Source organism: Falsiruegeria sp. JB4-1, assembly GCF_055693495.1.
In genome coordinates this window covers 784,198-807,255 of the sequence record NZ_JBVFTZ010000001.1, presented here as the reverse complement: position 1 = coordinate 807,255, position 23,058 = coordinate 784,198, and the positions used below count along the sequence as shown (strand labels likewise).

23 protein-coding genes and 1 pseudogene are annotated in these 23,058 nt (G+C 57.1%); 13 read left to right on the top strand and 11 right to left on the bottom strand.

Going from position 1 to position 23,058, the window contains the following annotated elements:
- Positions 1-4: 4 nt before the first annotated feature.
- Positions 5-541, bottom strand: coding sequence for a TRAP transporter small permease (locus ACZ1HE_RS04135; protein ID WP_472619672.1), 537 nt, complete (start codon positions 539-541; stop codon positions 5-7).
- Positions 542-613: 72 nt separating this feature from the next.
- Positions 614-1,621 carry a TRAP transporter substrate-binding protein gene (locus ACZ1HE_RS04130; RefSeq protein WP_472619671.1) on the bottom strand — a complete coding sequence of 336 codons (1,008 nt, stop codon included), beginning with the start codon at positions 1,619-1,621 and terminating at the stop codon, positions 614-616.
- Positions 1,622-1,779: 158 nt separating this feature from the next.
- Here ACZ1HE_RS04130 and ACZ1HE_RS04125 point away from each other — a divergent pair, with 158 nt between their 5' ends.
- The 4 genes from ACZ1HE_RS04125 to ACZ1HE_RS04110 all read left to right on the top strand — a co-directional run bounded on the left by ACZ1HE_RS04125 (position 1,780) and on the right by ACZ1HE_RS04110 (position 4,429).
- Complete coding sequence (locus tag ACZ1HE_RS04125; protein WP_472624349.1) at positions 1,780-2,112, top strand: LysR family transcriptional regulator; 333 nt, start codon at positions 1,780-1,782, stop codon at positions 2,110-2,112.
- Positions 2,009-2,719: a substrate-binding domain-containing protein gene (locus tag ACZ1HE_RS04120; RefSeq protein ID WP_472619670.1), complete on the top strand. Its 711-nt coding sequence runs from the start codon at positions 2,009-2,011 to the stop codon at positions 2,717-2,719. The genes ACZ1HE_RS04125 and ACZ1HE_RS04120 overlap by 104 nt, the downstream gene beginning before the upstream one ends.
- A 287-nt stretch (positions 2,720-3,006) precedes the next feature.
- Positions 3,007-3,456, top strand: coding sequence for a hypothetical protein (locus ACZ1HE_RS04115; protein ID WP_472619669.1), 450 nt, complete (start codon positions 3,007-3,009; stop codon positions 3,454-3,456).
- Between the two features lie 19 nt (positions 3,457-3,475).
- Complete coding sequence (locus ACZ1HE_RS04110; RefSeq protein ID WP_472619668.1) at positions 3,476-4,429, top strand: hypothetical protein; 954 nt, start codon at positions 3,476-3,478, stop codon at positions 4,427-4,429.
- 18 nt (positions 4,430-4,447) lie between these two features.
- Here ACZ1HE_RS04110 and ACZ1HE_RS04105 read toward each other — a convergent pair whose 3' ends face one another.
- The gene (locus ACZ1HE_RS04105) at positions 4,448-6,049 is read right to left on the bottom strand and encodes an alpha/beta hydrolase (RefSeq protein WP_472619667.1); all 1,602 of its coding nucleotides are present in this window, start codon (positions 6,047-6,049) and stop codon (positions 4,448-4,450) included.
- A gap of 307 nt (positions 6,050-6,356) precedes the next feature.
- Between ACZ1HE_RS04105 and ACZ1HE_RS04100 the strand changes: the two genes are divergently transcribed.
- The 7 genes from ACZ1HE_RS04100 to ACZ1HE_RS04070 all read left to right on the top strand — a co-directional run bounded on the left by ACZ1HE_RS04100 (position 6,357) and on the right by ACZ1HE_RS04070 (position 13,918).
- Positions 6,357-7,481, top strand: coding sequence for a caspase family protein (locus ACZ1HE_RS04100; RefSeq protein ID WP_472619666.1), 1,125 nt, complete (start codon positions 6,357-6,359; stop codon positions 7,479-7,481).
- Positions 7,482-7,510: 29 nt separating this feature from the next.
- Positions 7,511-8,521 (top strand): hypothetical protein, encoded by a 1,011-nt coding sequence (locus tag ACZ1HE_RS04095; protein WP_472619665.1) that lies wholly within the window; start codon positions 7,511-7,513, stop codon positions 8,519-8,521.
- A 15-nt stretch (positions 8,522-8,536) separates the two neighbouring features.
- Positions 8,537-9,604, top strand: coding sequence for a serine protease (locus ACZ1HE_RS04090; protein ID WP_472619664.1), 1,068 nt, complete (start codon positions 8,537-8,539; stop codon positions 9,602-9,604).
- 4 nt (positions 9,605-9,608) lie between these two features.
- Positions 9,609-10,469, top strand: a complete 861-nt coding sequence (locus tag ACZ1HE_RS04085) for a rhodanese-like domain-containing protein (RefSeq protein ID WP_472619663.1) — start codon at positions 9,609-9,611, stop codon at positions 10,467-10,469.
- An 8-nt stretch (positions 10,470-10,477) separates the two neighbouring features.
- Positions 10,478-11,371 carry a hypothetical protein gene (locus ACZ1HE_RS04080; RefSeq protein WP_472619662.1) on the top strand — a complete coding sequence of 298 codons (894 nt, stop codon included), beginning with the start codon at positions 10,478-10,480 and terminating at the stop codon, positions 11,369-11,371.
- Positions 11,372-11,373: 2 nt separating this feature from the next.
- Positions 11,374-12,582, top strand: coding sequence for a hypothetical protein (locus ACZ1HE_RS04075; protein ID WP_472619661.1), 1,209 nt, complete (start codon positions 11,374-11,376; stop codon positions 12,580-12,582).
- Between the two features lie 106 nt (positions 12,583-12,688).
- Positions 12,689-13,918 (top strand): CHAT domain-containing protein, encoded by a 1,230-nt coding sequence (locus tag ACZ1HE_RS04070; protein ID WP_472619660.1) that lies wholly within the window; start codon positions 12,689-12,691, stop codon positions 13,916-13,918.
- 346 nt (positions 13,919-14,264) lie between these two features.
- Here ACZ1HE_RS04070 and ureG read toward each other — a convergent pair whose 3' ends face one another.
- The 8 genes and pseudogenes from ureG to ACZ1HE_RS04030 form a co-directional block, all read right to left on the bottom strand.
- Positions 14,265-14,876 (bottom strand): urease accessory protein UreG, encoded by a 612-nt coding sequence (gene ureG, locus ACZ1HE_RS04065; RefSeq protein WP_472619659.1) that lies wholly within the window; start codon positions 14,874-14,876, stop codon positions 14,265-14,267.
- On the bottom strand, positions 14,873-15,520 hold the full coding sequence (locus ACZ1HE_RS04060) for an urease accessory protein UreF (RefSeq protein WP_472619658.1): 648 nt from the start codon (positions 15,518-15,520) through the stop codon (positions 14,873-14,875). The genes ureG and ACZ1HE_RS04060 overlap by 4 nt, the downstream gene beginning before the upstream one ends.
- Positions 15,504-15,956, bottom strand: a complete 453-nt coding sequence (locus ACZ1HE_RS04055) for an urease accessory protein UreE (protein ID WP_472619657.1) — start codon at positions 15,954-15,956, stop codon at positions 15,504-15,506. The genes ACZ1HE_RS04060 and ACZ1HE_RS04055 overlap by 17 nt, the downstream gene beginning before the upstream one ends.
- Positions 15,957-15,967: 11 nt before the next feature.
- Positions 15,968-17,728: an urease subunit alpha gene (ureC, locus tag ACZ1HE_RS04050; protein ID WP_472619656.1), complete on the bottom strand. Its 1,761-nt coding sequence runs from the start codon at positions 17,726-17,728 to the stop codon at positions 15,968-15,970.
- Positions 17,703-18,035 (bottom strand): urease subunit beta, encoded by a 333-nt coding sequence (locus ACZ1HE_RS04045; protein ID WP_472619655.1) that lies wholly within the window; start codon positions 18,033-18,035, stop codon positions 17,703-17,705. Before ACZ1HE_RS04045 ends, ureC begins: the two co-directional genes overlap by 26 nt.
- A complete protein-coding gene (locus ACZ1HE_RS04040) occupies positions 18,032-18,199 on the bottom strand; it encodes a hypothetical protein (protein ID WP_472619654.1) in 168 nt (55 codons plus the stop codon). The genes ACZ1HE_RS04045 and ACZ1HE_RS04040 overlap by 4 nt, the downstream gene beginning before the upstream one ends.
- A 12-nt stretch (positions 18,200-18,211) precedes the next feature.
- Positions 18,212-18,513, bottom strand: a pseudogene (locus ACZ1HE_RS04035) (urease subunit gamma).
- 1 nt (position 18,514) lies between these two features.
- On the bottom strand, positions 18,515-19,222 hold the full coding sequence (locus tag ACZ1HE_RS04030; RefSeq protein ID WP_472619653.1) for an urease accessory protein UreD: 708 nt from the start codon (positions 19,220-19,222) through the stop codon (positions 18,515-18,517).
- A 527-nt stretch (positions 19,223-19,749) separates the two neighbouring features.
- Between ACZ1HE_RS04030 and urtA the strand changes: the two genes are divergently transcribed.
- On the top strand, positions 19,750-21,030 hold the full coding sequence (urtA, locus tag ACZ1HE_RS04025) for an urea ABC transporter substrate-binding protein (RefSeq protein WP_472619652.1): 1,281 nt from the start codon (positions 19,750-19,752) through the stop codon (positions 21,028-21,030).
- Between the two features lie 63 nt (positions 21,031-21,093).
- A complete protein-coding gene (gene urtB, locus ACZ1HE_RS04020; protein ID WP_472619651.1) occupies positions 21,094-23,058 on the top strand; it encodes an urea ABC transporter permease subunit UrtB in 1,965 nt (654 codons plus the stop codon).

Sequence of the window (23,058 nt, the reverse complement as noted above, 5' to 3'; positions counted from 1 at the left end):
CTAATTATTTGGATTTCGCTGCGTCTGTGGCAGCTTTGATTTCGTCGAGGTCGATCTGATCGGGGTCAGCGATTTCTTCGCCCTTGATCAACTTGCGATAGTTCACCTGCAGAACACGGATGGTCATCAGCGTGAACGCGAAGGGCAGCACCATGTAGATGTACTTCATCTCGATGCCCAAGGTCTGGGATTTCCAGAACTTGTTCATCTTGTTGAAGACGAAATCGGAGGCCAGGTAGATGAAATAGACGTTGAAGAAGAGCCAAAAGATATCGGCAAATGCTTCGATGTATTTGATATATTTTCCGGGCAGGAACCTGAACTGGAAAGTCACCCGGTTGTGGGCACCTTTGAGCGCGGCATAACTGGCACCGAAGTAGACGAACCAGACGAACATGTAGACGGACAGTTCTTCGATCCAACTGAACGAGAAGCCGAATACTTCGCGGGCGATGATTTGTGTGAACAACAGGACGACAAAACCGGACAGTAGGATCCGGCAAATGATGCTCTCTATGTTGTCCAGGAATTTCCAGAACATTTCTTGTTACTCCTCCCTGAGAAAGGAAAGAGCGCGAGGATCGCGCTCTTTACCGGTCTTTTCTGCGGGGTCTTATTCGACCGGGTCGCGACCGATTTCGGCCAGAGCGGCATTCACTTTTTCGATGCCACCAACCGAGTCGTAGAATTTCGGCCAGACGGCTTCGGTTGCCAGTTTGATGAACTCTTCTTCGTTGTTCTCAGGATCAACGATTTCCATGCCACGCGACTGCAGCTCGGTTTTGATGGTCGATTCCTGATCGCGCAGGTACTGAGCCGAGAACTGAGTTGCAGCTTCGCCAGCGGCCAGAACAGCGGCTTGGTCATCAGCAGACATGCCCTGGAATACCGCTTCGGAAACAATCAGAGGCTCGATCGAGAAGAGGTAACGCAGGTTGGTGATGTAGGTCTGAACTTCGTCAAACTTCATCGCGTAGTTGGTGATGTAAGGGTTGTCCTGTCCATCAACAACTTTGGTCTGCAGACCAGCAAAGGTTTCCGACCATGCCATCGGCGTCGGGTTTACACCCCACGACTGGTATGTCGCGATCATGATTTCGTTCTTGGGGGTACGGATAACCAGGTCCGACAGGTCCGCAACCGATTTGACCGGGTGCTTGGAGTTGGTCAGAACGCGGAAGCCCGAATAGGCCCAGCCGATGATGCGAACGCCGGAATCGCGGATGGTGTTTGCCACCAGCTCTTCGCCGATCGGACCTTGGGTCAGCTTTTCAGCGTCTTCCAGGGACAAGATCATGTAGGGCAGAGTCAGCGTGCCAACGGTCGGCGAGAACGGCGTCACGTTGTTGATCGCGAGGATCGAGAAATCCAGAGTGCCGATCGCCGCTTCGTTCACGGTGTCCTGCTCGGAGCCCAGCTGGCCGTTCAGGAACAGAGTTGCAGTGTGATCTGTGCTTTCTTCCAGAGCAGCGATGAACGCTTTGCCCAGAGCTTCTTGTGTACCACCTGCGCCGTCACCAACAGCGATCTTGAAGTTTTTGGCGTCGGCGGCGCCAGCGGCCATGATCGCAGCCACAGAGACGGCGGCGGTCAGGGTGCTGAGCTTTTTGAAAAATGACATGGAGGTCCTCCCATTTGTCGATTTGTCCGAAGAGCGCGCTGGCGCGGGGAGAGATGAGCCAGTCCGATTCTGCTCCGGTGGAGGTCGTCTTAGGTTGTTTCATATGTTTCTTGAATGTAAACTTATTCGCGCAAAGTTTCACAAATAGCGAACATAGAATGGCAAAAAAATCTTTGGTTACCCGGATTGGCGACGCCGATCTGAGATTGTTGAGAATTTTCAAGGCGGTGGTGGACAGTGGCGGACTTTCCGCAGCGGAAACCGAACTCAATATCGGGCGTTCGACGATTTCAAAACACATCTCGGATCTGGAAACACGGCTGGAATTGTTGCTGTGTCATCGCGGGCCAGCCGGGTTTTCCCTCACCGAAGAAGGAACTCGCGTGCTTGAGGCCGCAGACGAACTGCTTTCGGCCGTCACCAAGTTTCGGGTGCAGGTTAACGAGATCAAGGAGAACTTGGCTAAGCACAGTCAGGGTCGCATTGTTTGATCTTTGCGCTTCCAATCCAGAGGCGTATGTTGCCCGATCCATCAGCAAGTTCAACGAAATCGCTCCGGCAGTGCAGGTTGAATTGTCACTTGAACCACCCACAGTTATTGAAAGCCAGGTGATCGAGGGAAAGCTTGACCTTGGGATCGTACCGCTGAACCGCCCATCGGAAAGCTTGGACTACAGCCCAATCTATGGCGAGCATATGTACATGTATTGTGGCATTGGGCATCCGTTTTTTGAAGCCAATCAAGACGACATCACGTTGGAGAATGTTCGGGACAGCAACTATGCAGGGATAAGCGTGAATTCACCCAATCTGCGAACAGGTCAGCAACTCAAGCTTCGTAGATCCGCCAAGGTTCAATCGGAACACGCACTGGCCATTCTGATCATGTCTGGGCGCTACATTGGTTTCTTGCCGGATCATTTGGCCGAACCTTTTCAGAAAAGAGGGGTAATGAGAGCGGTAAAACCGGACACTTTCCATTACCGAACCCAATTTGCGATCATAACCAGAAAGCGACCAGAGCCCACAAGAATAACCAAAGTCTTGAGGGAAACCCTCGTTGATGATCATCACCCGCAAAGCGCCTACTTGACCTGAAAGTGCAGTGAACTTGATCGCCCTGCTCAAATCTACTCTGTCCAGGTCAGTTTCCAGCTGATTTTGACTTTTTGCTCAGTGTCTTTGCACTTCCAATGCTTGGATGTTGCTAATTACTTTTTCGGCTGAGTTGGCGTGAGCAGCCTCGCCTCTTGGATGTGGTTGCCAATGCAATCTCGCTATTTTCGAGGTAGATCACCCAACAAATTCTTTTGAAAGTTATCGATGGTTCTCCATAAACTGTGAACAGCAACAGGGTTTACCGCACTTACCCAAGGAGACGCGTTGTGCAGCACACTGGCGAAAAAGACGGCCAGAAAACTACAGACGAAGACCACGTCAGTTTCGCTGACCTCATGGGGCTGACCCTGTCGTTCAACGGGCGGTTGGACATGCTGTGGCAGCGCGTTCTTTATACCCATGCCGCGATTGTCGGTGTCATGGTGTTCTTTGGGACAACAGAGCATCTGTTTGCGGTCCAGCGTCTGCTTGTTTTTTTGTTCTACACACTAAATTCCTTGATCACGATTTTTGCCTTTCGTGAAACCTATTCCGGCCTGCAAGCCGTCGTCGAGGATTTGCAAAGCTTCCCTCGGGCGCGGTCGTCGAGCAACTTGCAAGACTGGGTCATCCAGCGCAGTTATTCGCGTCACGCAAACCGGCGGATTATGGCGTTGGTTTTGATCTGGTTCGTTCTGGGGTATTTATTGGTCTATCCAATTTTGAATTTGAGGTGAAACGTTAAGGGTTACTGGAATGCTACGATCCTATTTGCTTTTCTTTATCTCAGTTTTGCTATGCAGCAGCGCTTCAGCACAGGCCGAAGGTTTCCACCGCTTTGACATTATGGACAATCAGGGGTTTGAGGCACCGCTGGTTGCCTATTCAATTGACGTGCCGCAGGGGTGGTCCGCGCGCGGTGAGGTTTTTTGGCAAAAGCCCTGCAGTTCCAGTGATGTGCTTGAATTGGTCGTGGAACTGACAGCGCCGGATGGGCGCACCGGATTTCGCATTCAGCCGGGGCATCGGGTGTTTTGGAATGATGTGGTCGTGCGTGGTTTTGACCAGCAGATTGCACAGATGATGCAAGCCCAGGTCCACGCTGATAGAAATCGCATGGCCAGCCAGTTTCGCGGCTCCAACTGTCATGTACAGATGGTGAATTCGGCAGATCAACTGTTCAATGGGGCCGTGCAACGTCCCTCGGATATGCAGGTTGTAGCGAAGCGGCCAAACACCGCCATGCAGGATAATTACCGCAAGATGTTTGCGGGTGTGGCCCAAGGGATGAAGGTGTTTTTTGACTCGAATGAGATCGAAATGACTTATTCTCCGTCAGGGCAACCCGTGATCGAAACCCTGTTTTTCAGCTGGTACATGTTCCAACTTGAACCGCTAGACCCGAATTTTGGCACCTTCTCGCAAACAACAACGATCGAACCGCTTCGCTCGATCCGCATAGCGCCTGAGCGCCGTGCCAGCGACGAAGAAACTTTGAAACACGTGTTATCCAGTTTTCAGGTCAACGCTGACTGGCAAACTCGGATGAATGCCTTTTACCGGCAGCGGGCTGCGCAGAACCAGACCACCGCCCAGCAACGTCGCGAAGACAACGAGTTGGCCTGGCAACGTCATCAAATCGGTGTCGCCATCAACGATTTGCGCACTGACATTCAACACCTGCAGTTCCTGCAAACCATCGCGCAATAAAGCCGTGATTGATGGTTTCTAGTTCCCCAAAAGTTTGACAACGACAGGGGTCAACTGACGGGCGGTTGCCGGATCCTCAACGGTCGAGCGAACCACTTGTCGGGCAACTTTCGGGTCGGTGACGTTGTCGCGCTGCAAATGAGCCATCACCTCGACTAATGTGCGATCCGCACATTTGCCGATCTTGTAGAACCAGATTGGGTTCGACTTTTCGTCCGTCTTCACAGGTTCCAGCCCGCAACGCTGCCCCGGATCGGCATTGCGCCAAAACAGAGCCACGATGTCAGCAAGGGCCGAGCTGTCGTCAGCGAAGTAAGAATGCGCCAGCATGTCCTCGCCCAAATCGGACATGTCCACACTGTCGATTTCTTTATGTGTGAGCATGTCAATGCCACCCTGGTAAGCCCGTGGGGCTTGCCCATGCAACTCTCGCGACGCACTTAGTGCCCAGTCTTTTTGCGAGGCATAAAGAGTCAATCGGCGGGCAACTGGACGAATGGTAGGTAACATTTCACTGAACAGGTCAGCGTCCACATCAGGCGCCGCAAACAGGACCTGGTCAAAAATCGGTTCATCTTCGGGTGTCAGCCCACGCCGCAGTGACAGTAGTTCCAGTGCATCCGTCAGTGCGCGGTTCCCCATCGAGTGTGCCACGATATGGATCGACCTGGCACCGGAGCGATCCACCAGATCATCCAGAAACCGAGACAGCCTGCGACCGCTCAATCGAACCACCGCAGTATCCGAGATATAGCCCATCATCGATCCGCGCGAGGGCCAGGAATAGAGCACGGGAACACCCGGAAAATTCATGTCATAGGCCATCTGCGCAGCCCGCTTCGCGGCCTGATCGAATTTGACGTTATAGCCGTGGACAAAAACAAACAGATTGGGCGACGAAGGGTCTTTGAGCCGAGTGGACAACTTGCCAAAGAATTGGTCATGGGCCACTGGCGTAACGCTTTGCAGCACCACATGCTTGGCCGGGTTCGGACCAAATTCCAGTCGCCAGATTGAAGGTGCCTCAACAAGGCCTGGTTCATGACTGTCCGGGATCGTGACCATCGCAACCCCCAGTTCAAGTTCACTGCGGCCATAGCCGTAGAATTCTTCCGGGTCTTGCGCGCCGCTACGCGCCCGGTCGGTGGCATAAAACACATCCACCTCACGAAATCCTCTTTGATCGCTGCTGCGGGTTTGAGCATCTGCGGAAGGGTCGGACAAGGCATCATTGGCGGCCTGGCGGTACCCATCCGCATCACCCTGACGCCCCGCGGCAGCAGAAAGCTCCGCCAGTCTTTCCAGCGTCGCCGCAAGTATCGATCTTGAGGAACCTCCGTTCCGCTGCTCTTCAAGGATCAACTCGACCGCTGATATGGCCTTGAGCGGCTGATCCAGAATCTCGTAAATCTTCGCTGACGCCCGATAAAGCGGCACAGGGTCCTGATCCAAAACCGCGCGCTGACGCGCCGCAAACCGGGCAAGGTCGAATAAGACCTTTGCGGCTTCCTCATTGCGATCAAGTTGTTCCAATATCTCCGCTTTGTAGAAGAAAAGGTCGAATAGCAGTCGCGGGTTGTCTGCCCCCGTATTGTTGATTGCAACATCAACTTCACTCAAAGCGACCGGTGGTTCCAACAGCGCAAGTTGGGAAAGACTCGGAATCCGAACATGTTGTTTTTGAACGTTCTGCGCCAACCCCGCCTGCGAATACAGACATACCGTCAAGACACACAAACAGAACAGGATCCTTAAGATCCGCATAGCAAAAATCCATTTCCAAAAGTCGCAATAGCCTTATGTTACTCGCCTTTTGTGACAAGTAAAGCGACCGAAACTGTTTTGAGCGCTTGATCAAATGACCTAAGGTAAAGCGCATAGATCGACTCGATTTGATGATAGTTTGGTTAGCGTTGGGGGTATTGCCGTGGAGTATTTTCTCCGCTGTGCTTACGTTTTTCTTGCACTGTGCCTTGCTGTTCCGGCCAAGGCAGAGATCACTGCGCTTCTGGTTGGCGTTGCGGATTACGACGACTCAACCGGGATTGCCGATCTGAAAGGCCCGCCAAACGACGTCCGCCTGTTGCGCCGCGTTCTGCGGGCGCGAGGGGTCGACAATGTCATAGTCCTTGCCGATCACGTTGAAGACGCTGCCCGCCCTACCCGCTCTGCAATACTGACCACTCTGGCAAAATTGGCCGAGGCCGCCGCTCCGGGAGATTTTGTCTATATCCACCTCAGCGGCCACGGCACGCGGCAAAAGGATTTGAATGCTGACGAGACCGACGGTTTGGACGAGGTGTTTCTACCAGCAGACACAGCCCATGCCGACCCAGGCAGCGGTGTGATCCGCAACGCCATTACAGACGACGAAATCGGTGAAGCTGTTGATGCAATCCGGGCGCGTGGTGCGAATGTCTGGCTGGTGATGGACAGCTGCCATTCCGGCTCTGGGTTGCGAGCTGGTCTCACCGACGTGGCCACGCGGTTTGTCGATCCGGCAACTTTGGGGGTCTCTCTGGCGGGTTCGGATGTGCCTGCCACCGCTCCGTCCACCAGCCAAGAGCAAGCTGCGGAAATGGGGGGCGTGATCGCTTTTTATGCAGCCCAATCGTCAGAAGTGGCACGCGAGTTGAACATGGCTCCAGGCGACCACGATGAGGTCTGGTACGGGTTGTTCACCTCTAAGCTTGCGGGGCGGCTTGAAACCGGGGCAGAGACCAGCTTCAGACAGTTGTTTCAAGCGGTTCTGCGAGACATGAATGACCAATCCGTGCCCGGAGCTGCGCGCCTGCAAACCCCGTTGTGGGAAGGGTCGCTGATCGACGCAGCTCTGTTTGGTGGAGCCCAAACCAGCGGTGTGCAGCGCTTTCCTGTTCGGGGTGATGAACTGGATGCGGGGCTGGTGCATGGACTGACGGATGGTACGCTTGTGGGGTTGGTTGAACAGGTCGCAGCCCCCCCAACGCATTTGTTGGTGTTGCCCAGCTTGAATTCACCGAAGCGACACAGGCATTTTTACGCCCAGTATCCCCGGAATGCCATCCGCTGACCTCGCAGCTTTGCCCATCCGAAGGGGCTTTGCCTGCCGAGGCGCGGTTTGCCCAGGTGCTGGCTCGGCCCACTGACCTGACCGTGACGATCGCCGAGCCGGTCGATACTCTCACCGGCGCGACACTGCCCCCGGAACATCCGATTCAACTTGCCCTCAAAGAAGCCGTTCAAGAGTTGTCTAAATCGCAAGGCGTACCATTGGAGCTGTCCGCGACCAAGTTTGAAGTTGCCACATTGTGGGATGGCGACACCCTGTGGTTGGGTCCGCGCGTTCGGATCGGAGACTCGCTCGTTGGCTTGAGATGGGAGCCGAATTCGAGCCCGTTGTCGCTATTGCTCGACCGAATTGCACGCGCTGAACATCTGTCGCGTTTGCTAACCACTGCCGGGGGCGAGGCATCGATACTGAACCCCAGTCCGATCAAGGTCGACGGTCTCGCCAAGCCTGTGCAAGTCGGCGATCTCGTACCCCAAAGTAGAGGGTTATCCCCCCGGCGGGAATGCAGGATCGCCATAGGCAACCGGTTGCCGGATCAGGAAGCTCCACTGGAATCAGGTGCGACGATCAAACAATGTGACGGGCTTTCCTTTGCCGTGCAGGGGCTGGTGCCCGGTGCGCGCGACGTGAACCGGATACACATCGACGCGCAATATTGCGTACACGTCAGCCACGAGCGGGTCGAGGATGTCAGCCAAGCACGCCGCCTTGGTCCCGACATGACCATGTGTTCAGATTGCCCTGGTGGGTATAGCGCTGACGAAGAGCGGCTGTTTGTTTTGATCACCGAAGCCCGCGCGAACGCAGCCCCTCTCAACCTTGAAGGGCTGCTGGAAACCTGCGTTGGCGACAGCAATACCCGAGGTTTGCCGCCGTCGGGAATGGCGGCGTTTTTGCAGGATTTAGAACAAAGCAACACAACACGCGGTGCCATGGGCGCAATGGGGGTGTCGGACATTTGGGTCGAACAGTTCAACTGGACTGTGTTGCCAAAACCCGAAGTTTTTGCACGGCAGGTTAAGGACCAGGCCGGTCAGTAAAGGGAGGAAACGGGAATGAGAACGAATTTTGGTCACAAAATGCGAGCGTTTGCCCTCAGCGCAACACTGGGTGCGTTGAGTGGGGCTGCAACTGCTCAAAGCAATGCGGACCTGTCATCCATTGCCTTGCCGTCCGGACCCAATGTTGCGGTACGTGCACATGTTTTGGAAATGCGATCAAAAGCCAACGTTGTCGACGGCGAGGCCTCGCGTATTTTTGGTGGTCGACCAGCGCAAGAAGGGTCTTGGCCCTGGCAGGTTTCGTTGCATGACCCGGACCGCATCAGCCAGTCAGACGACGGTATGTTTCAATCACAGTTCTGTGGTGGCTCGATCATAGCCCGCCAGTGGATTCTGACGGCGGCTCATTGCTTGGTGGACGACAACGGGCAAGTGACGCCGCCAGAAAAAGTGGTGGTACGGTCCAGTTCGGTGGATATTTTCAAAGGTGACTTGCGGCCGGTCGCACGGGTCATTGTGCACGAAAACTATGACGCGCGCCAATTTGACAGCGATATCGCGTTGCTGCAGCTAACCCAACCCATTCAACAAGCTTCTGGCCCGATTGGCGCAATCAGCATTGCACAACAGGGTGCAGCCTTACCCAACGGCCCGGCAATGGTGATCGGTTGGGGCATGATGGAAGAAGAGAAGTTTCCCGCCACGCTGATGGAAACAGATATCGACATCGTTTCGAATGACACCTGCAACGTCGGCATGGCCGAGCAGTCGCGCCGAGAACTGGGTGGATATCTTCTAAGTTTGGGGCAAGCCACAGGTATCGCACAAGAGCATCTGGAACAGGCGTTTTCCTTGCTTGCCAACAATATGGGGGCAATCCTGACAAACAATATGATCTGTGCCGGTATTCCCAGCGGAGCCCGCACTGCCTGTAGTGGTGACAGCGGCGGACCGCTGATGATCCGGCAATCGAACGGGCAATGGTTGCAGGTCGGTGTCGTTAGTTGGGGACGCGAGCCGTTGGATGCGCAATCCCGTTGCGCCCATGAAAATCTCTACTCTGTCTACACGCGCCTTTCCAACTACTATGATTGGATCGCTCGCCACGTGCAGGGAGGGTGAAGTGATGCAGAGAATATGGGTGACTTCTGCAGCATTGATTGGGGGATTGGCCATCGGCCTGCTCCTGAAACCGGTACACGCACAGAGCTTTGGTGGCAATTTCGACAACACCCCTGAACCAACAAATCCCGTGCAGCAGACCCAAACTCCAACTCAAGGGGCGGCGTCTGACGGATTTGGAGGCAGCTTTGGTCCCGAAGGTGGCACACCTGTCCAATCACAACAGCCCCCAGACACACAGCAGTCACAACAACCGCCCTCAGTCGGAGGAGATGATTTTTCCGGCGGCAGCTTTGGTCCGGTAGTAGTTGAACCGGGCGGCACTACGCCAGCGCAACCACCCAGCAACGGGCCTGAAGTACCCGATCCGACCCCACCACAGCAGCAGGGCATTCAGTTAGATCCGCAGATACTCGCCTTTGAAACACGCGACTTTGGAGTGCCGCCGACAGATCAATTGCGGCAGGGACAGTTCCATGCGGCCACCCCAACAGCATTGCCCGGGGGCCAAATCGTATCAACTCAAGGATTGGTCCAAGCTCTCAACGACGGGGTGCAATTTCTGTTGATCGATGTGCTGGGCGGCCAATACGCTTTGCCAAACGCCTATGTCGCGCCCGGGTTGGCGCAAGGTGGGCACTATCGTGATCGAACCCAGCAACAGGCAGCCCAATGGTTGAACCAAATTACCGGCGGTAATCCGGACTTGCCGATTGTGATCTATTGCTCGGACCCTCAATGCTGGCTCAGCTACAATGCGGCCTTGCGTACCATCTCTGCCGGATTTCGGCAGGTCTATTGGTATCGCGGCGGCTTGCAAGCGTGGCAAATGGCAGGGCTGAATGTGCAACCGGCCTCATTTTGATGAGCTGTATGGCCCACGCGATCGTAATTGTTGTGTTGTCATTTTGGGCGACAACAGGTTGGGCGCAAATCAATGCCTCACTTGCCGATCAGAACGCCCGCGCAGTTGCTGCGTTTAACGCGGGTGATCTGGATCAGGCCCGCGCCCTGACCCGAGAGGTGGTGGTGGTCTCCCCCGATCTCGCGCAAGCCGAACCAACCGCCTATCTCGAAGCACTGAACAACCTGATTTTTCTCAACACTCAGTCCGAGCCGTGGCCACAGGATCTAGGTGCGTTGATCAACCGTGCCGTCGAGTTTGCCGAAGCCAGCGGACAAGACAATTCAGCTGGGTGGCTCAGCAGCGTTACGGCTCGAGCACATTGGGTGTTGCGACATGGGGATCAGTCAGCCGCTGCCAGGATCATCAACGACGCCCTACGGAAACTCAGGCGGAGCGACCTGCACGCTGTTGTTGCTGCCCAAGCGGCCGACCTCCGGTTTCTTACAGAGGATTACCCCGGCATGCTGGCAGCATTGACCGAGATGCTGAGTGTTGGCAATCAGGTCTACTCCCAAACCACTCTCGACCAGCTTTATGCCCGCCAACTGGATCTCGAAACAGCCAAGGATATCGAGGCCGTCTCAGCTCTGATCGACGCGCGTATTCTATTGGTAGGTGCGCTTGCCCCGCAGATGTTGGCCGAGTTTTCTCATGCCGCGCTCTGGACCAAGTTTTATATGAACCATCAGGCCGAACGCTTTGGTGTGGCTGCGGATGCGCTTAGGGTCTGGGCAACAACCGGGACCATGTCCCCGGACCAGAAGGCATTTCTAACCGACCTCGCTCAGGCGGCTCTGACTTTGACGCAGTTGTCCGGCTACGGGGGCAAAGCTCCACTCAACTGGGTTATGCGGAACTGACAGTGGCAGCGGCACAGCTGGCCTATTCCCCTGACGATGCGCGAATTGGATTGGCTCTGCGAGAGCGCGCAGCGGCGGAAACAACCATGGATCAGCTCCTGATCGCCGAAGCCACCTTGCAAGATGCCCTCGCCATCTTGGAGCGATCCCCAATCGGGCGTCAAAGCAGTTACCTCGTGCTGGCGGACCTTGCGGCCAACGCTTGGCGGCGAGAGTTGTACGATGCGGCGCAGGCACTCTATCAGCAGTCAGAAGACCGATATCACGCTGGGGTGCAAAACGGTGCGCTTCCCTTGCCTTTCATTGACCTGTCGGTTGAAGCTACCAACCGGGCCCGACTTGCGATTGACCAAGAAGAGATCCTCGCGGCTCAATCCTACCTGGCCCGTGCCAAAGATCTGTTTTCCAAGGCGCAGGCTAAGAAAAACTTAAAGCCAAATCAGCTACGCCATGAAATAGCGTTGTTGCAAAGCACAGCCCTGTTGCAAGACCTGCAGGGCGCGAGGGATGACGCGGTTGCCACGACCCACGACATGGCAGCGGCTGCGCGACGCTTGTTTGACCCAGATCACCCGGATAAGGCGCTGGTGCTAGCCAACGCGGCTGACATGTTGTTTGTCCACTCGCAAAACACTCAGGCCATGGATCTTTTGACCGAGGCAGAGCGTGTAGCACAGAAGTCCATGCCCCCGGACGCACCGCGGCTTGTCGAAATCCGCGTCAAGCGTGCTTTGGCCGAAATGACCGTCGGTGATCGTGTTGGGATGATCAAGACAATGCAAGATGTGACGAAGGCGCGTAAATCCGCTCGGTATCGCAGCACCTTGCCTCAGGCAGCCGACAATTTTGAAATGCTTGCATGGGCATTGCTGAACAGCCCCACCCCACAGTTTGACGACGCGTTAGATGCACTGCAGTGGACGCAAGTATCGCACTCGGCCGACGCGCTTGCGATGATGGGCGCGCGGTTGGCTGCAGCGGATAGCTCGCGTGCAGTTTTGCTGAAGACACGCCAGGATCTATTGTTGGATATGGAACGGACCCGCTCTGGCCTGCGAGCGGCTTATTCCGCTGGAGAGGAGAAATCTCAAGTTCGCGCAGCCCTAGTTCAACGGCAGGAGCGGCTCACATCACGTTTAGCCGACGTCGAAGACGACATTTCTGATGCGGGTTCTCGATCTCACCGGGCTCGCCGCCATTCAACCACTTAACACAAAAGAAATTCAGGCACTCCTGCGCCCAGGAGAGGTCCTTGTCACGTTCTTATTGCCAGGCCTAAAACCGGATCGGGTGCCCGGGGTTGGGGACAGTTCGAATATGGCGATTGGCATCAGCGCCACACAGATCATGGTAACCCCGATCGCGGAAAATAGCCGCGGGGCTTTAACGCGCAAGATCGCATCGTTCCGCTGCGAGATGGCGATCAGCGATCCAGAATGTGGGAGCAACAGTGCAAGCGGTCTGCGTGGGGCGATGTTGGCCGATGATCCTGAACCCAGCGAACCGGCATTCGACTGGCGTCAGGCCCATAGGCTCTACCAGGATTTGTTTGGCGGGCTAAAGCCAATGGTATCTGCGGCTGATCACGTGATTATCGCGCCGCCCGGAGATTTGCTGTCGCTGCCCTTTCACGCGCTGATCACCCGCAAGCAGCAGGATTTCTCGCTCGAAAAGGCGGACTGGTTCATCCGCACGCATTCGATCTCGGTCATCCCGTCGATCCCTGCCTTGCGCTTGCTGCGCACCCAAAAGGCCAACAACGCCACGGGCCCCCACAGAATGCTGGGCATGGGCGATCCAAAAATTGGATCAGCGCCTTCGGTACATTGCCACGACATCGAAACAGCAACCTTGCGGTCTGTGGGCGATACCAAGATCAATCTTTATTCCCAATACTTTGCGGACGGCATTCCTTTGGCCGACCCGGAACGCCTGTCTCGTCTGACCCGCCTGCCTGATGCGGAATGCGAGCTGCGCGCCATTGCCAACCAATTGGACCCGGGCCAGGCGCAGTTGTTGCTGCAAGCGGAGGCGTCCGAAACACGGCTCAAAGCCTTGAACAATAGCGGGGAGTTGTCCGAGTTTGACGTATTGGTTTTTGCAACCCACGGGCTGACAGCTGGTGAAACCAGCGCGGTTGCTCCAGGTCTTGTGCTGACACCCCCGACCAAGCCCAGCCTCATGGACGACGGCTTGCTAACCGCAGCCGAGATTGCAGCCCTGACGCTGGATGCAGATCTTGTTGTATTGTCTGCCTGCAACACAGCTGCAGGGTCTGAGGCGGATGGCGAAGGGTTGTCAGGACTAGCTAGCAGCTTTTTTCATGCCGGAGCACGCACATTGTTGGTGACTCATTGGGCGGTCTACTCGGAAGCTGCAGTCCAAATTACAACCGGTCTGTTTGCAGCTCAATCGGAGATGCCAGAATTATCGGTCTCGCAAGCACTGCGCCAAGCTGTCCTAACAGTCATAGATGATCCGCAAGCCAAACAAACAGCAAAGCACCCTGCGTATTGGGCACCTTTCGCTGTTATTGGAGCAAGTTGAACCGATCCAAATGGCCGATACTTTGGCATCAGCCGAAGAACTTGGGCCCGGTCAACACGCACTTGTCTAGTGTTGGGCATTGGACTCTTCGTCAAAGCTGCATAGCAACTTCTCCAAAGCAGACATTGACTGCCAACCGCAGCATTCAGAATTCGCGGGCGCCCGAGTTGCGGATATTTCCGACCTTGACCGGTTCGGCTCAAACCCGTGTGATTGGTCCTTGAGGGTCTGCGGCCTCCTCTGATGCTAACGACATTTAGCGGACTGAAACCAGCCGGTTTGCCAGCCGTAGCCTTCAATTTTTTCAACGCGACCATCCATTTTGAAGTATGACTTTTTTGCAGGCCTAAAGACCGCCTATGTCGCCGAGAAGCTCAACAATTTCTGAGACGCCTTCGTTCTTTCTGAGAGCGGAAAAAACAAATGGCCTGTCCTTTCGCATGCGCCTGGCATCTCGATCCATGACTTCCAGACTGGCGCCAACATGCGGAGCGAGGTCAGTTTTGTTGATAATTAGGATATCTGACCGGGTGATCGCCGGGCCGCCTTTGCGAGGAATTTCTTCACCCGCAGCGACGTCGATGACATAGAGTGTCACATCCGCCAATTCGGGGCTGAAAGTGGCCGACAGGTTGTCGCCGCCGCTTTCAATCAGAACGATCTCAACTTCTGGGTGGCGCTGTCGCATCTCGGCCACTGCGGCCAGATTGATCGAGGCGTCTTCGCGGATGGCCGTATGAGGACATCCGCCGGTTTCAACTCCGATGATCCTGTCTTGCGGCAGGACCTGCATCCGCATCAGGGCTTCGGCGTCTTCGCTGGTGTAGATGTCATTGGTGATGACGCCGATCGAATGGGTTTCGCGCAGCACCTCGGACAGGCGTGCGGTCAAGGTGGTCTTGCCCGCGCCGACAGGGCCGCCAATGCCCACACGCAGCGGGCCGTTCATTCTGTTCATGTTCTGAAGATCCTTGAGTATTGTGTCTCGTGTTTCATCGACGCGATGTCGCTTAAGAATGCCGAAGCGCCCAGGTCATCCAAATCTGCCCGCACGGCCCTTTCGGCAATCTCGCAGCACAGAGGTGTCAGGCGACGGATCAGGGCCTGCCCCTCGGTCTGGCCCAGGGGAACAAGCCGCATGGCGACAGAGGCCAGATTACTCACAAAGGCCTGCAGGTAATACTGCGCGGTCAATTCCAGCGGCAGTTCTTCCAACCGAGCCGCCCGCCCCGCCGCCACCGGATAGCTGAGGCCCTCCGGATCTGCCTTCCAGACCGAGGACACAGCGGTGCAGAACGCAGCACCCTGCAAATCCGTTTCCTGCAACCGTTCCCGCGAACTGGCCAGCGCACGGCAGGTCGCATCAACCATCGTCAGAGCCGCCCTGTCATCGGCCCTGTAAGCCGCAGCCAGCAACACTGTATCATTCCAACCGGTCCCGTGCCGCAGCACGGTTTCGATCCAGTCCGACGTGCTGGCGCAATCGCAGACCTCGCCGGCCTCGATCGCCCATTCCAACCCGTGGGAATAGGCGAAGGCTCCGACTGGGAAAGCGGGAGAGAACCATTGCGTCAGGGTCAGGATCTCAGTGGACGTGGCCATGCGTACGTCCATGACCATAGGCACCGCCTTCGGGAGTGAAGGGTTCTTCGACGTCCCGCATCGAGGCGCCGATCTTTTCCAGCATGTCCCGGATCACGTGATCGCGCTGGATCAGCAGCCGCCCTTCTTCGATCTGACACGGCGTGTGACGGTTTCCGATATGCCAGGCCAGCCGGGTCAGGTCCGGCCCGGTCACTTCCAGCAATGCCTCGGCGGCCGCACGGATCGTCACCTCCCGCCCATCCTCCAACACCAGCACCCCGCCGTGATCCAGCGAAGTGGTTTGTGCCAGATCGACCAGAATCGACATGCCACCAGCAGTGCGCAGCATCTTGCGGCGCAGGAAGCGTCCTTCATAGTCGAGCGCAATTTCATCCGAGGCATCACCATGAGAATGCGCGTGATAGATGCGGGCAACTGGGTTTGGTTGCATCATGTCGTTCCTTTTCAAAACATGAAGTATCGCTGCGCCATGGGCAGCACGTCAGCCGGTTCACAGGTCAGCAGTTCGCCGTCGGCGCGGACTTCGTAGGTTTCGGGGTTCACTTCGATCTCGGGGGTCGCGGTGTTGAGCTTCAACGACGATTTTCCGATGTTGCGCGTGTTGGCAACGGCCAGCGTCTGTTTTGCCAGCCCCAGCTTATCGCCGATCCCGGCCTCCTGCGCGGCGGCGCTGACGAAACTGACGGCAGACTGTTCTACCGACCGCCCATAGGCACCGAACATGGGCCGGGAATAGACCGGCTGTGGCGTTGGGATTGAGGCATTGGGGTCGCCCATCTGCGCCATTGCGATTGTCCCGCCCAGCAAAACCATTTCCGGCTTCACTCCAAAGAACGCGGGATCCCATAGCACCAGATCGGCACGTTTCCCCACCTCGATACTGCCGATCTCGTGGCTCAGACCATGCGCGATGGCCGGGTTGATCGTGTACTTCGCGATATAGCGGCGGACGCGAAGATTGTCGTTGTCGCCGGTCTCGTCAGCCAGTCGCCCGCGCTGTTTCTTCATCTTGTCAGCTGTCTGCCAGGTGCGGATCAGAACCTCGCCCACGCGCCCCATTGCCTGACTGTCCGAAGCGATGATCGAAAACGCCCCCATATCGTGCAGGATGTCTTCTGCCGCGATGGTTTCACGCCGGATACGGCTTTCGGCAAAGGCCACGTCCTCGGGGATGGACTTGTCGAGGTGGTGGCAGACCATGAGCATATCGAGATGTTCGTCCACCGTGTTGACGGTGAACGGTCGCGTAGGGTTGGTCGAGGACGGCAGCACATGTTCCTCGCCGCAGATGCGGATGATATCGGGCGCATGGCCGCCACCGGCGCCTTCGGTGTGGAAGGCATGGATCGTGCGGCCCTTCATGGCGGCAACGGTGTTTTCCACGAAACCCGATTCATTCAGCGTGTCGGTGTGGATCATCACCTGTACATCCATCGCATCGGCCACTGACAGGCAGCAGTCGATCGCACCGGGGGTGGTGCCCCAATCCTCGTGCAGTTTCAGCGCGCAGGCCCCGCCCAGCACCTGTTCCTCCAGCCCGGCCGCGAGCGAGGCGTTGCCCTTGCCGGCAAAGGCCAGATTCATCGGAAACGCGTCAGCAGCCTGCAGCATGCGCCCGATATGCCAGGGCCCAGGCGTGCAGGTCGTGGCCAACGTCCCATGCGCAGGCCCAGTGCCGCCGCCCAGCATGGTGGTCAGGCCCGAGTGCAGAGCGTCCTCGATCTGTTGCGGGCAAATGAAGTGGATGTGGCTGTCGAAACCGCCCGCGGTAAGGATGCGACCCTCACCGGCAATCGCTTCGGTGCCGGGGCCCACGATGATGTCGACACCCGGTTGCGTGTCCGGGTTTCCCGCTTTGCCGATGGCGGCAATGCGCCCGTCCTTCAGCCCTACATCCGCCTTGTAGATGCCTGTGTAATCCACGATCAGCGCATTGGTGATCACCGTATCCACGGCACCCCCGGCGCGCGTGATCTGAGACTGCCCCATACCGTCGCGGATCACTTTGCCACCGCCGAACTTGACCTCTTCTCCATATACATCGAGCTGCAGGCCTGTGGCGCTGAATTGCGCGGCGGTGGCGCGCTGCACGATCAGGTCATCCTCGACCTCGACTATCAGATCTGTATCCGCCAGTCGCAACCGGTCCCCGGTGGTGGGGCCGAACATAGCGGCATAGTCACTCCGGCTGATTTTGCCCGGCATCTTTCAGCGCTCCCATGATATGTTGATTGAAACCATAAATGTGCCGACGACCCATATAGGGAACCAACATCACTTCACGCCTCTGCCCGGGTTCGAACCGCACTGCCGTACCCGCCGGTATGTCCAGCCGCATACCCAGGGCGGCATAGCGGTCGAATTCCAGCGCCGGGTTGGCTTCGGCAAAATGATAGTGGCTGCCGATCTGAACTGGCCTGTCGCCGGTATTGGCAACCATGACCAACCGGGCGCTGCGCCCGGCGTTCAGAGTCAACTCGCCTTCCGCCGGAAACAATTCCCCGGGGATCATTTGCGCCCGCGCGCGTAAACCAGGGCTACCATACCGCCGACCGTGACCGCCGCCAGCACAACGGCGAGCCAATTGTCGGCGCCATGCGGGTGCAGATGCGCGCCGGTATGGGCAAAAGCGGGGGAAGCAGCCAGGAAGGCCAGAGTACAAATTACATGTTTCATCGGGTATCTCCTTCAGCGAATGGGGTTGTGAACGGTGACAAGCTTGGTGCCGTCGGGAAAGGTGGCTTCGACCTGCACCTCGTGAATCATCTCGGGAATGCCAATCATGCATTGTTCGGCACTAACGACCTGCGCGCCCGCTTCCATCAGATCGGCAACGGATCGCCCGTCACGCGCGCCCTCGACGACCGCATCGGTGATCAGCGCGATGGCTTCGGGGTGGTTCAAAAGAACCCCCGCGCCAGCCGCCTGCGGGCAATCTCGGCGGCCATGGCCACCATCAGTTTGTCTTTTTCTCTTGGGGTCAGGTTCATGTCAGATCATCCAGCATCGTGGGAGAGGTCCGCCGCCCAGGCGGTTGAGGATCGGAATTAGCGATTGGCGAAGCGAGAACCCGTCTTCGGCCAATATCCGAAGCACCAGGACGTCCCGGTGCAACAGGCTCGCACCGGCGGTCTCCGGTAACATTTGCCGCACAAGTCCCAAATGCGCTTCCGCGGTGTCAGAGACCAGCACGACACTCGTCATTGCCTTGGCACCACACGCCACGAAAGGTTGCGACAGATGCGCCTGAACATCGCCTTCCAGCCACATTGTATCCAGATATAGCGGCTTCCCGTCGCGCCGGATGTCGATCCGGTCAGCAAAATGACAGGCGTTTACAACCTCGCCCATTGCAGAGCGGCCAAAGATGATCGGCTCGGTCATCAGGAACTCTGACCCTTCGGCAAGTTCGACCGACAGCCGACGGTTCACAGCCGAACGGTCAAAGACAAGTGTTTCCTGTGGCAGCCAGTTTAAGCGTGAACCCGCAGCAAGCTTTAACCGTGAGCGGATCTCTCCGATCTGCCCCGCCTGTGCACGATAAGCCCGCTCGCAGGCCTGCGTGGTCAGCGTCAAAGCGGTGTCTTCTGCCGTTTGCACCAAGGTATCGAACCGGTCTCCCCCGGTCACTCCACCGGCAGTATTGATCAGAACCGCCTGCATTTCCGGTCCAGAGCCGCGCGGAAACAGGCATTTCATTGAGCCCGACTGCCGAAACCGGTCAAGTACCGTCCGCGCCCCACGCCGCTTGACGCTCAGCCTCAGTTCGCCCACCGCACGTGGTTGCGCAACCGGAACCAAGGGGACGGGGCTTGAGGATATCATGTCCTGGCAGGTGATGACGGGGCTCCTTAACGGATCGAGTATTTTCCCTCTCATCATCCCGATCTCCGGTAATTGACCATTTCAAATCGGGATTCGGCTTCATCATTTCGACCATCATGCTTAAAATCTGAACGCTTCCCGAAAATTCTGCCTAGAAATTGGGCGGGCGCGATCAACGCAATCAAAGTTCTGGCAGCAGAATTGCCATTCATGCTGCGATGCAGAAACAATTGACCCACCTGCCGGGGACAAGATGTCTGAGAAACGGGGGTGTGTGGCGACCAACGAATTGGACCTCGACCGGCCGCCACACGGATTGCAACACAGAGTTGCGGAGTCAGGTAATGGAAGAATGCGCCCCTGCGCAAGCCATTCTGCCTGACGTCCCGCAGGAGGAACACATGAACTTTCTGAAAACCACCCTTGCCGGTTCGGCAGTATTCGCTGCCCTGACCACCGCCGCGCTGGCTGCCGAGGACCCGATCAAGATCGGTGTCCTGCATTCGCTGTCTGGCACCATGGCCATTTCCGAGACCACGCTGAAAGACACCATGCTGATGCTGATCGACCAACAGAACGCCAAGGGCGGCGTGCTGGGTAGGCAGCTTGAGGCGGTCGTGGTCGATCCGGCCTCGGACTGGCCGCTGTTTGCGGAAAAAGCACGTGAGTTGCTGACCGTTCACGAGGTGGACGTGATCTTTGGCAACTGGACGTCGGTCAGCCGCAAATCCGTTCTGCCGGTAATCGAAGAGCTGAATGGCCTACTGTTCTATCCGGTGCAGTATGAGGGCGAGGAAAGTTCCAGGAACGTCTTTTATACAGGGGCCGCGCCCAACCAGCAGGCCATTCCGGCCACCGACTATTTCCTGGAGGAACTGGGGGTCGAGAAATTTGCTCTGCTCGGCACGGATTATGTCTACCCCAGGACCACCAACAACATCCTTGAAAGCTATCTCAAGGGCAAAGGCATCGCAGATGAAGATATCTTTGTTAACTACACGCCTTTCGGCCATTCCGACTGGTCCAAGATCGTGGCCGACGTGGTCGCATTGGGTGCGGATGGCAAAAAGGTCGGTGTGATCTCGACCATCAACGGCGACGCAAATATCGGGTTCTACAAGGAACTGGCCGCAGCCGGCATTTCCGCCGATGATATTCCGGTCGTGGCCTTCTCGGTCGGCGAAGAAGAACTGTCCGGTCTCGATACCGCCAACCTTGTCGGCCATCTGGCGGCATGGAACTACTTCCAGTCGGCGGATACCGAAGTGAATGCCGAATTCGTCGAAACCTGGAAAGCTGCGATGGGCGACGAGCGCGTCACCAATGACCCGATGGAGGCCCACTATATCGGCTTCAACATGTGGGTGAATGCTGCGACCACGGCTGGTTCGACCGAAGTCGACGCCGTGCGCACCGCGATGTACGGGCAGGAGTTCCCGAACCTGACCGGCGGAACCGCCGTGATGTTGCCGAACCACCACCTGGCCAAGCCTGTATTGATCGGCGAGATCCAGGACGACGGCCAGTTCGATATCATCAGTCAGACCTCGGAAGTGCCGGGCGATGCCTGGACCGACTTCCTTCCGGAATCCTCGGTGCTCAAATCGGACTGGAAGACGCTTGATTGCGGCATGTTCAATACCGACACGAAGACCTGCGTTCAGACTCTGTCCAACTACTGAGGCTTGAACTTGCGAAGGGGGCAAGCTGCCCCCTTCCACCCAGAACTTCCGGAACACTCCCCGATGATGAAATTTTTCAACCCGGCCCTTGGCCTCTTATTGGCATGGCTGCTGAGCTGCTTGCCTGCCGCTGCGCAGGAGGCCGGAATTCAGGCCGTTTTGCAGGAACATCAGGCGGTGATCGCCAAAAGCTCGCGCAAGACGATTGCCCCCGCGATTGATGCCATAGCCGCAAGCGGGATGCCGCAGGCGCAGAACGTGCTCGAAACCTGGGCCGCCAAGAACATGTGGTTGCGCAAGACGGACGGGTTGTTCTTTCACGCAGAGAAGATCGACACCAAGACCTACCGCCTGACCGATTTTGACACAGGCGAACCGGTTGGTGAGTTTGCGAAATCCGAACTCAAACAACTGAAACCAAACAGCGGTATCCGGTCGATGATCGGCACCGCGTTGGTTCGGTTCCAGTTGACCGACCCGGATGCGAAAAGGCGTCGCGATGCGCTCGTTTCGATCAGTCGCGATGCGGAGGCTGCCCATCTGCTCCCCCTTCGCGCCTCCATAGCGACAGAGACAGATGCGGGTCTCAAGGCCCAAAAGCAGCGGCTTGAACGGTTGCTGACTATCCGCTTCGATGCGGACGAAGTTGTTCGCGTGGCCGCCATTTCCGAAATGTCGGGCGATTTGAGCGTCGATGTTCGTGCCACGCTGAACCCGCTTGTTGCCACCACGCGCCGCGCGGCAACCAAGTTGCCGGACAACGCCAACATCGCCACCATGCTGATCCCTGGTGAGGACGGGTTTCGCCGCGACGCCGCTTATGCACTCCTGGTCCGCGAGGGGCTGGCCGCTCCGCTCCTCTCCCCGGGCGATATCCGCAACGCGCTTAGTGGCCATGTGGACGGAGGCAAGGTCGCAGGTATCCCTGTGGCGCAGATGAGTGACCCGGAAACCCGATTTCGCGCTTATGACCTGCTGAGTGAAACCGGCGTGGTTCCACCGCGCATGGGCGAAGCACAGATTGACGCCGCCCTTGCGAAGCATGTGTTTTTTGACGCCTATGCCGAGCCTTCCGCCGTTGTAACCGCCGCCGCAGAACAGGCGCTGGACGGGATTGCCACCAAGGTTGGCCTGAACCAGACGCTCGACCTGGCGCTGGACGCCCTGTCGCTGGCATCGATCTATTTCCTCGCCGCGATCGGTCTTGCCATCACGTTTGGCGTTATGGGTGTCATAAACATGGCCCATGGCGAGTTCATCATGATGGGCGCCTACACGGGCTATGTCGTGCAGCAGATTATCCCCGATCACACCGTGTCGGTCCTTGTCGCGATCCCGCTGGCCTTTGCCGTGACGTTTGCCGCCGGTGTCGCAATGGAGCGGCTGGTGATCCGCAAGCTCTATGCCCGCCCGCTTGAGACCTTGCTGGCGACGTTCGGCATCTCGATTGCCCTGCAACAGCTGGCCAAGAACATCTTTGGCACACAGGCCCGCCCACTGACCGCTCCGGGCTGGCTGGACGGGGCATGGGTGCTGAATGATGTCGTGTCGATCAGCTATATCCGTATCGCGATTTTTGCGCTTGCGCTGCTCTTTCTTGGTGTCTTTCTCTTCATCATGAAGCGCACGCGGTTGGGGCTGGAAACCCGAGCGGTGACACAAAACCCTCGCATGGCGGCGTCGATGGGCATCAATCCCGACAAGGTCAACATGCTTACCTTTGGGCTTGGATCAGGGATCGCCGGCGTCGCCGGGGTCGCCATTGGCCTTTTTGCCAAGGTCACGTCCGAGCTGGGGTCAGACTATATCGTGCAGAGCTTCATGACCGTGGTGGTAGGCGGCGTTGGCAACATCTGGGGCACGCTGGCAGGCGCTGCCATGATCGGTTTCCTGCAAAAGGGGATCGAGTGGATGAACCCGTCCAACACGCTTGCCGCCCAGACCTACATGATCGTCTTCATCATCATTTTCATCCAGTTCCGCCCTCGGGGGATCATCGCCCTCAAGGGCCGCGCGGCGGGGGATTAA

Bases quoted from the DNA above. Each gene is read 5' to 3' on its own strand.
- ACZ1HE_RS04135 (WP_472619672.1), bottom strand. From the start codon at position 541: ATGTTCTGGAAATTCCTGGACAACATAGAGAGCATCATTTGCCGGATC.
- ACZ1HE_RS04130 (WP_472619671.1), bottom strand. From the start codon at position 1,621: ATGTCATTTTTCAAAAAGCTCAGCACCCTGACCGCCGCCGTCTCTGTG.
- ACZ1HE_RS04125 (WP_472624349.1), top strand. From the start codon at position 1,780: ATGGCAAAAAAATCTTTGGTTACCCGGATTGGCGACGCCGATCTGAGA.
- ACZ1HE_RS04110 (WP_472619668.1), top strand. From the start codon at position 3,476: ATGCTACGATCCTATTTGCTTTTCTTTATCTCAGTTTTGCTATGCAGC.
- ACZ1HE_RS04090 (WP_472619664.1), top strand. From the start codon at position 8,537: ATGAGAACGAATTTTGGTCACAAAATGCGAGCGTTTGCCCTCAGCGCA.
- ACZ1HE_RS04085 (WP_472619663.1), top strand. From the start codon at position 9,609: ATGCAGAGAATATGGGTGACTTCTGCAGCATTGATTGGGGGATTGGCC.
- ACZ1HE_RS04080 (WP_472619662.1), top strand. From the start codon at position 10,478: ATGGCCCACGCGATCGTAATTGTTGTGTTGTCATTTTGGGCGACAACA.
- ACZ1HE_RS04070 (WP_472619660.1), top strand. From the start codon at position 12,689: ATGGCGATTGGCATCAGCGCCACACAGATCATGGTAACCCCGATCGCG.
- ureG (WP_472619659.1), bottom strand. From the start codon at position 14,876: ATGAACAGAATGAACGGCCCGCTGCGTGTGGGCATTGGCGGCCCTGTC.
- ACZ1HE_RS04060 (WP_472619658.1), bottom strand. From the start codon at position 15,520: ATGGCCACGTCCACTGAGATCCTGACCCTGACGCAATGGTTCTCTCCC.
- ACZ1HE_RS04055 (WP_472619657.1), bottom strand. From the start codon at position 15,956: ATGATGCAACCAAACCCAGTTGCCCGCATCTATCACGCGCATTCTCAT.
- ureC (WP_472619656.1), bottom strand. From the start codon at position 17,728: ATGCCGGGCAAAATCAGCCGGAGTGACTATGCCGCTATGTTCGGCCCC.
- ACZ1HE_RS04045 (WP_472619655.1), bottom strand. From the start codon at position 18,035: ATGATCCCCGGGGAATTGTTTCCGGCGGAAGGCGAGTTGACTCTGAAC.
- ACZ1HE_RS04040 (WP_472619654.1), bottom strand. From the start codon at position 18,199: ATGAAACATGTAATTTGTACTCTGGCCTTCCTGGCTGCTTCCCCCGCT.
- ACZ1HE_RS04030 (WP_472619653.1), bottom strand. From the start codon at position 19,222: ATGAAATGCCTGTTTCCGCGCGGCTCTGGACCGGAAATGCAGGCGGTT.
- urtA (WP_472619652.1), top strand. From the start codon at position 19,750: ATGAACTTTCTGAAAACCACCCTTGCCGGTTCGGCAGTATTCGCTGCC.
- urtB (WP_472619651.1), top strand. From the start codon at position 21,094: ATGATGAAATTTTTCAACCCGGCCCTTGGCCTCTTATTGGCATGGCTG.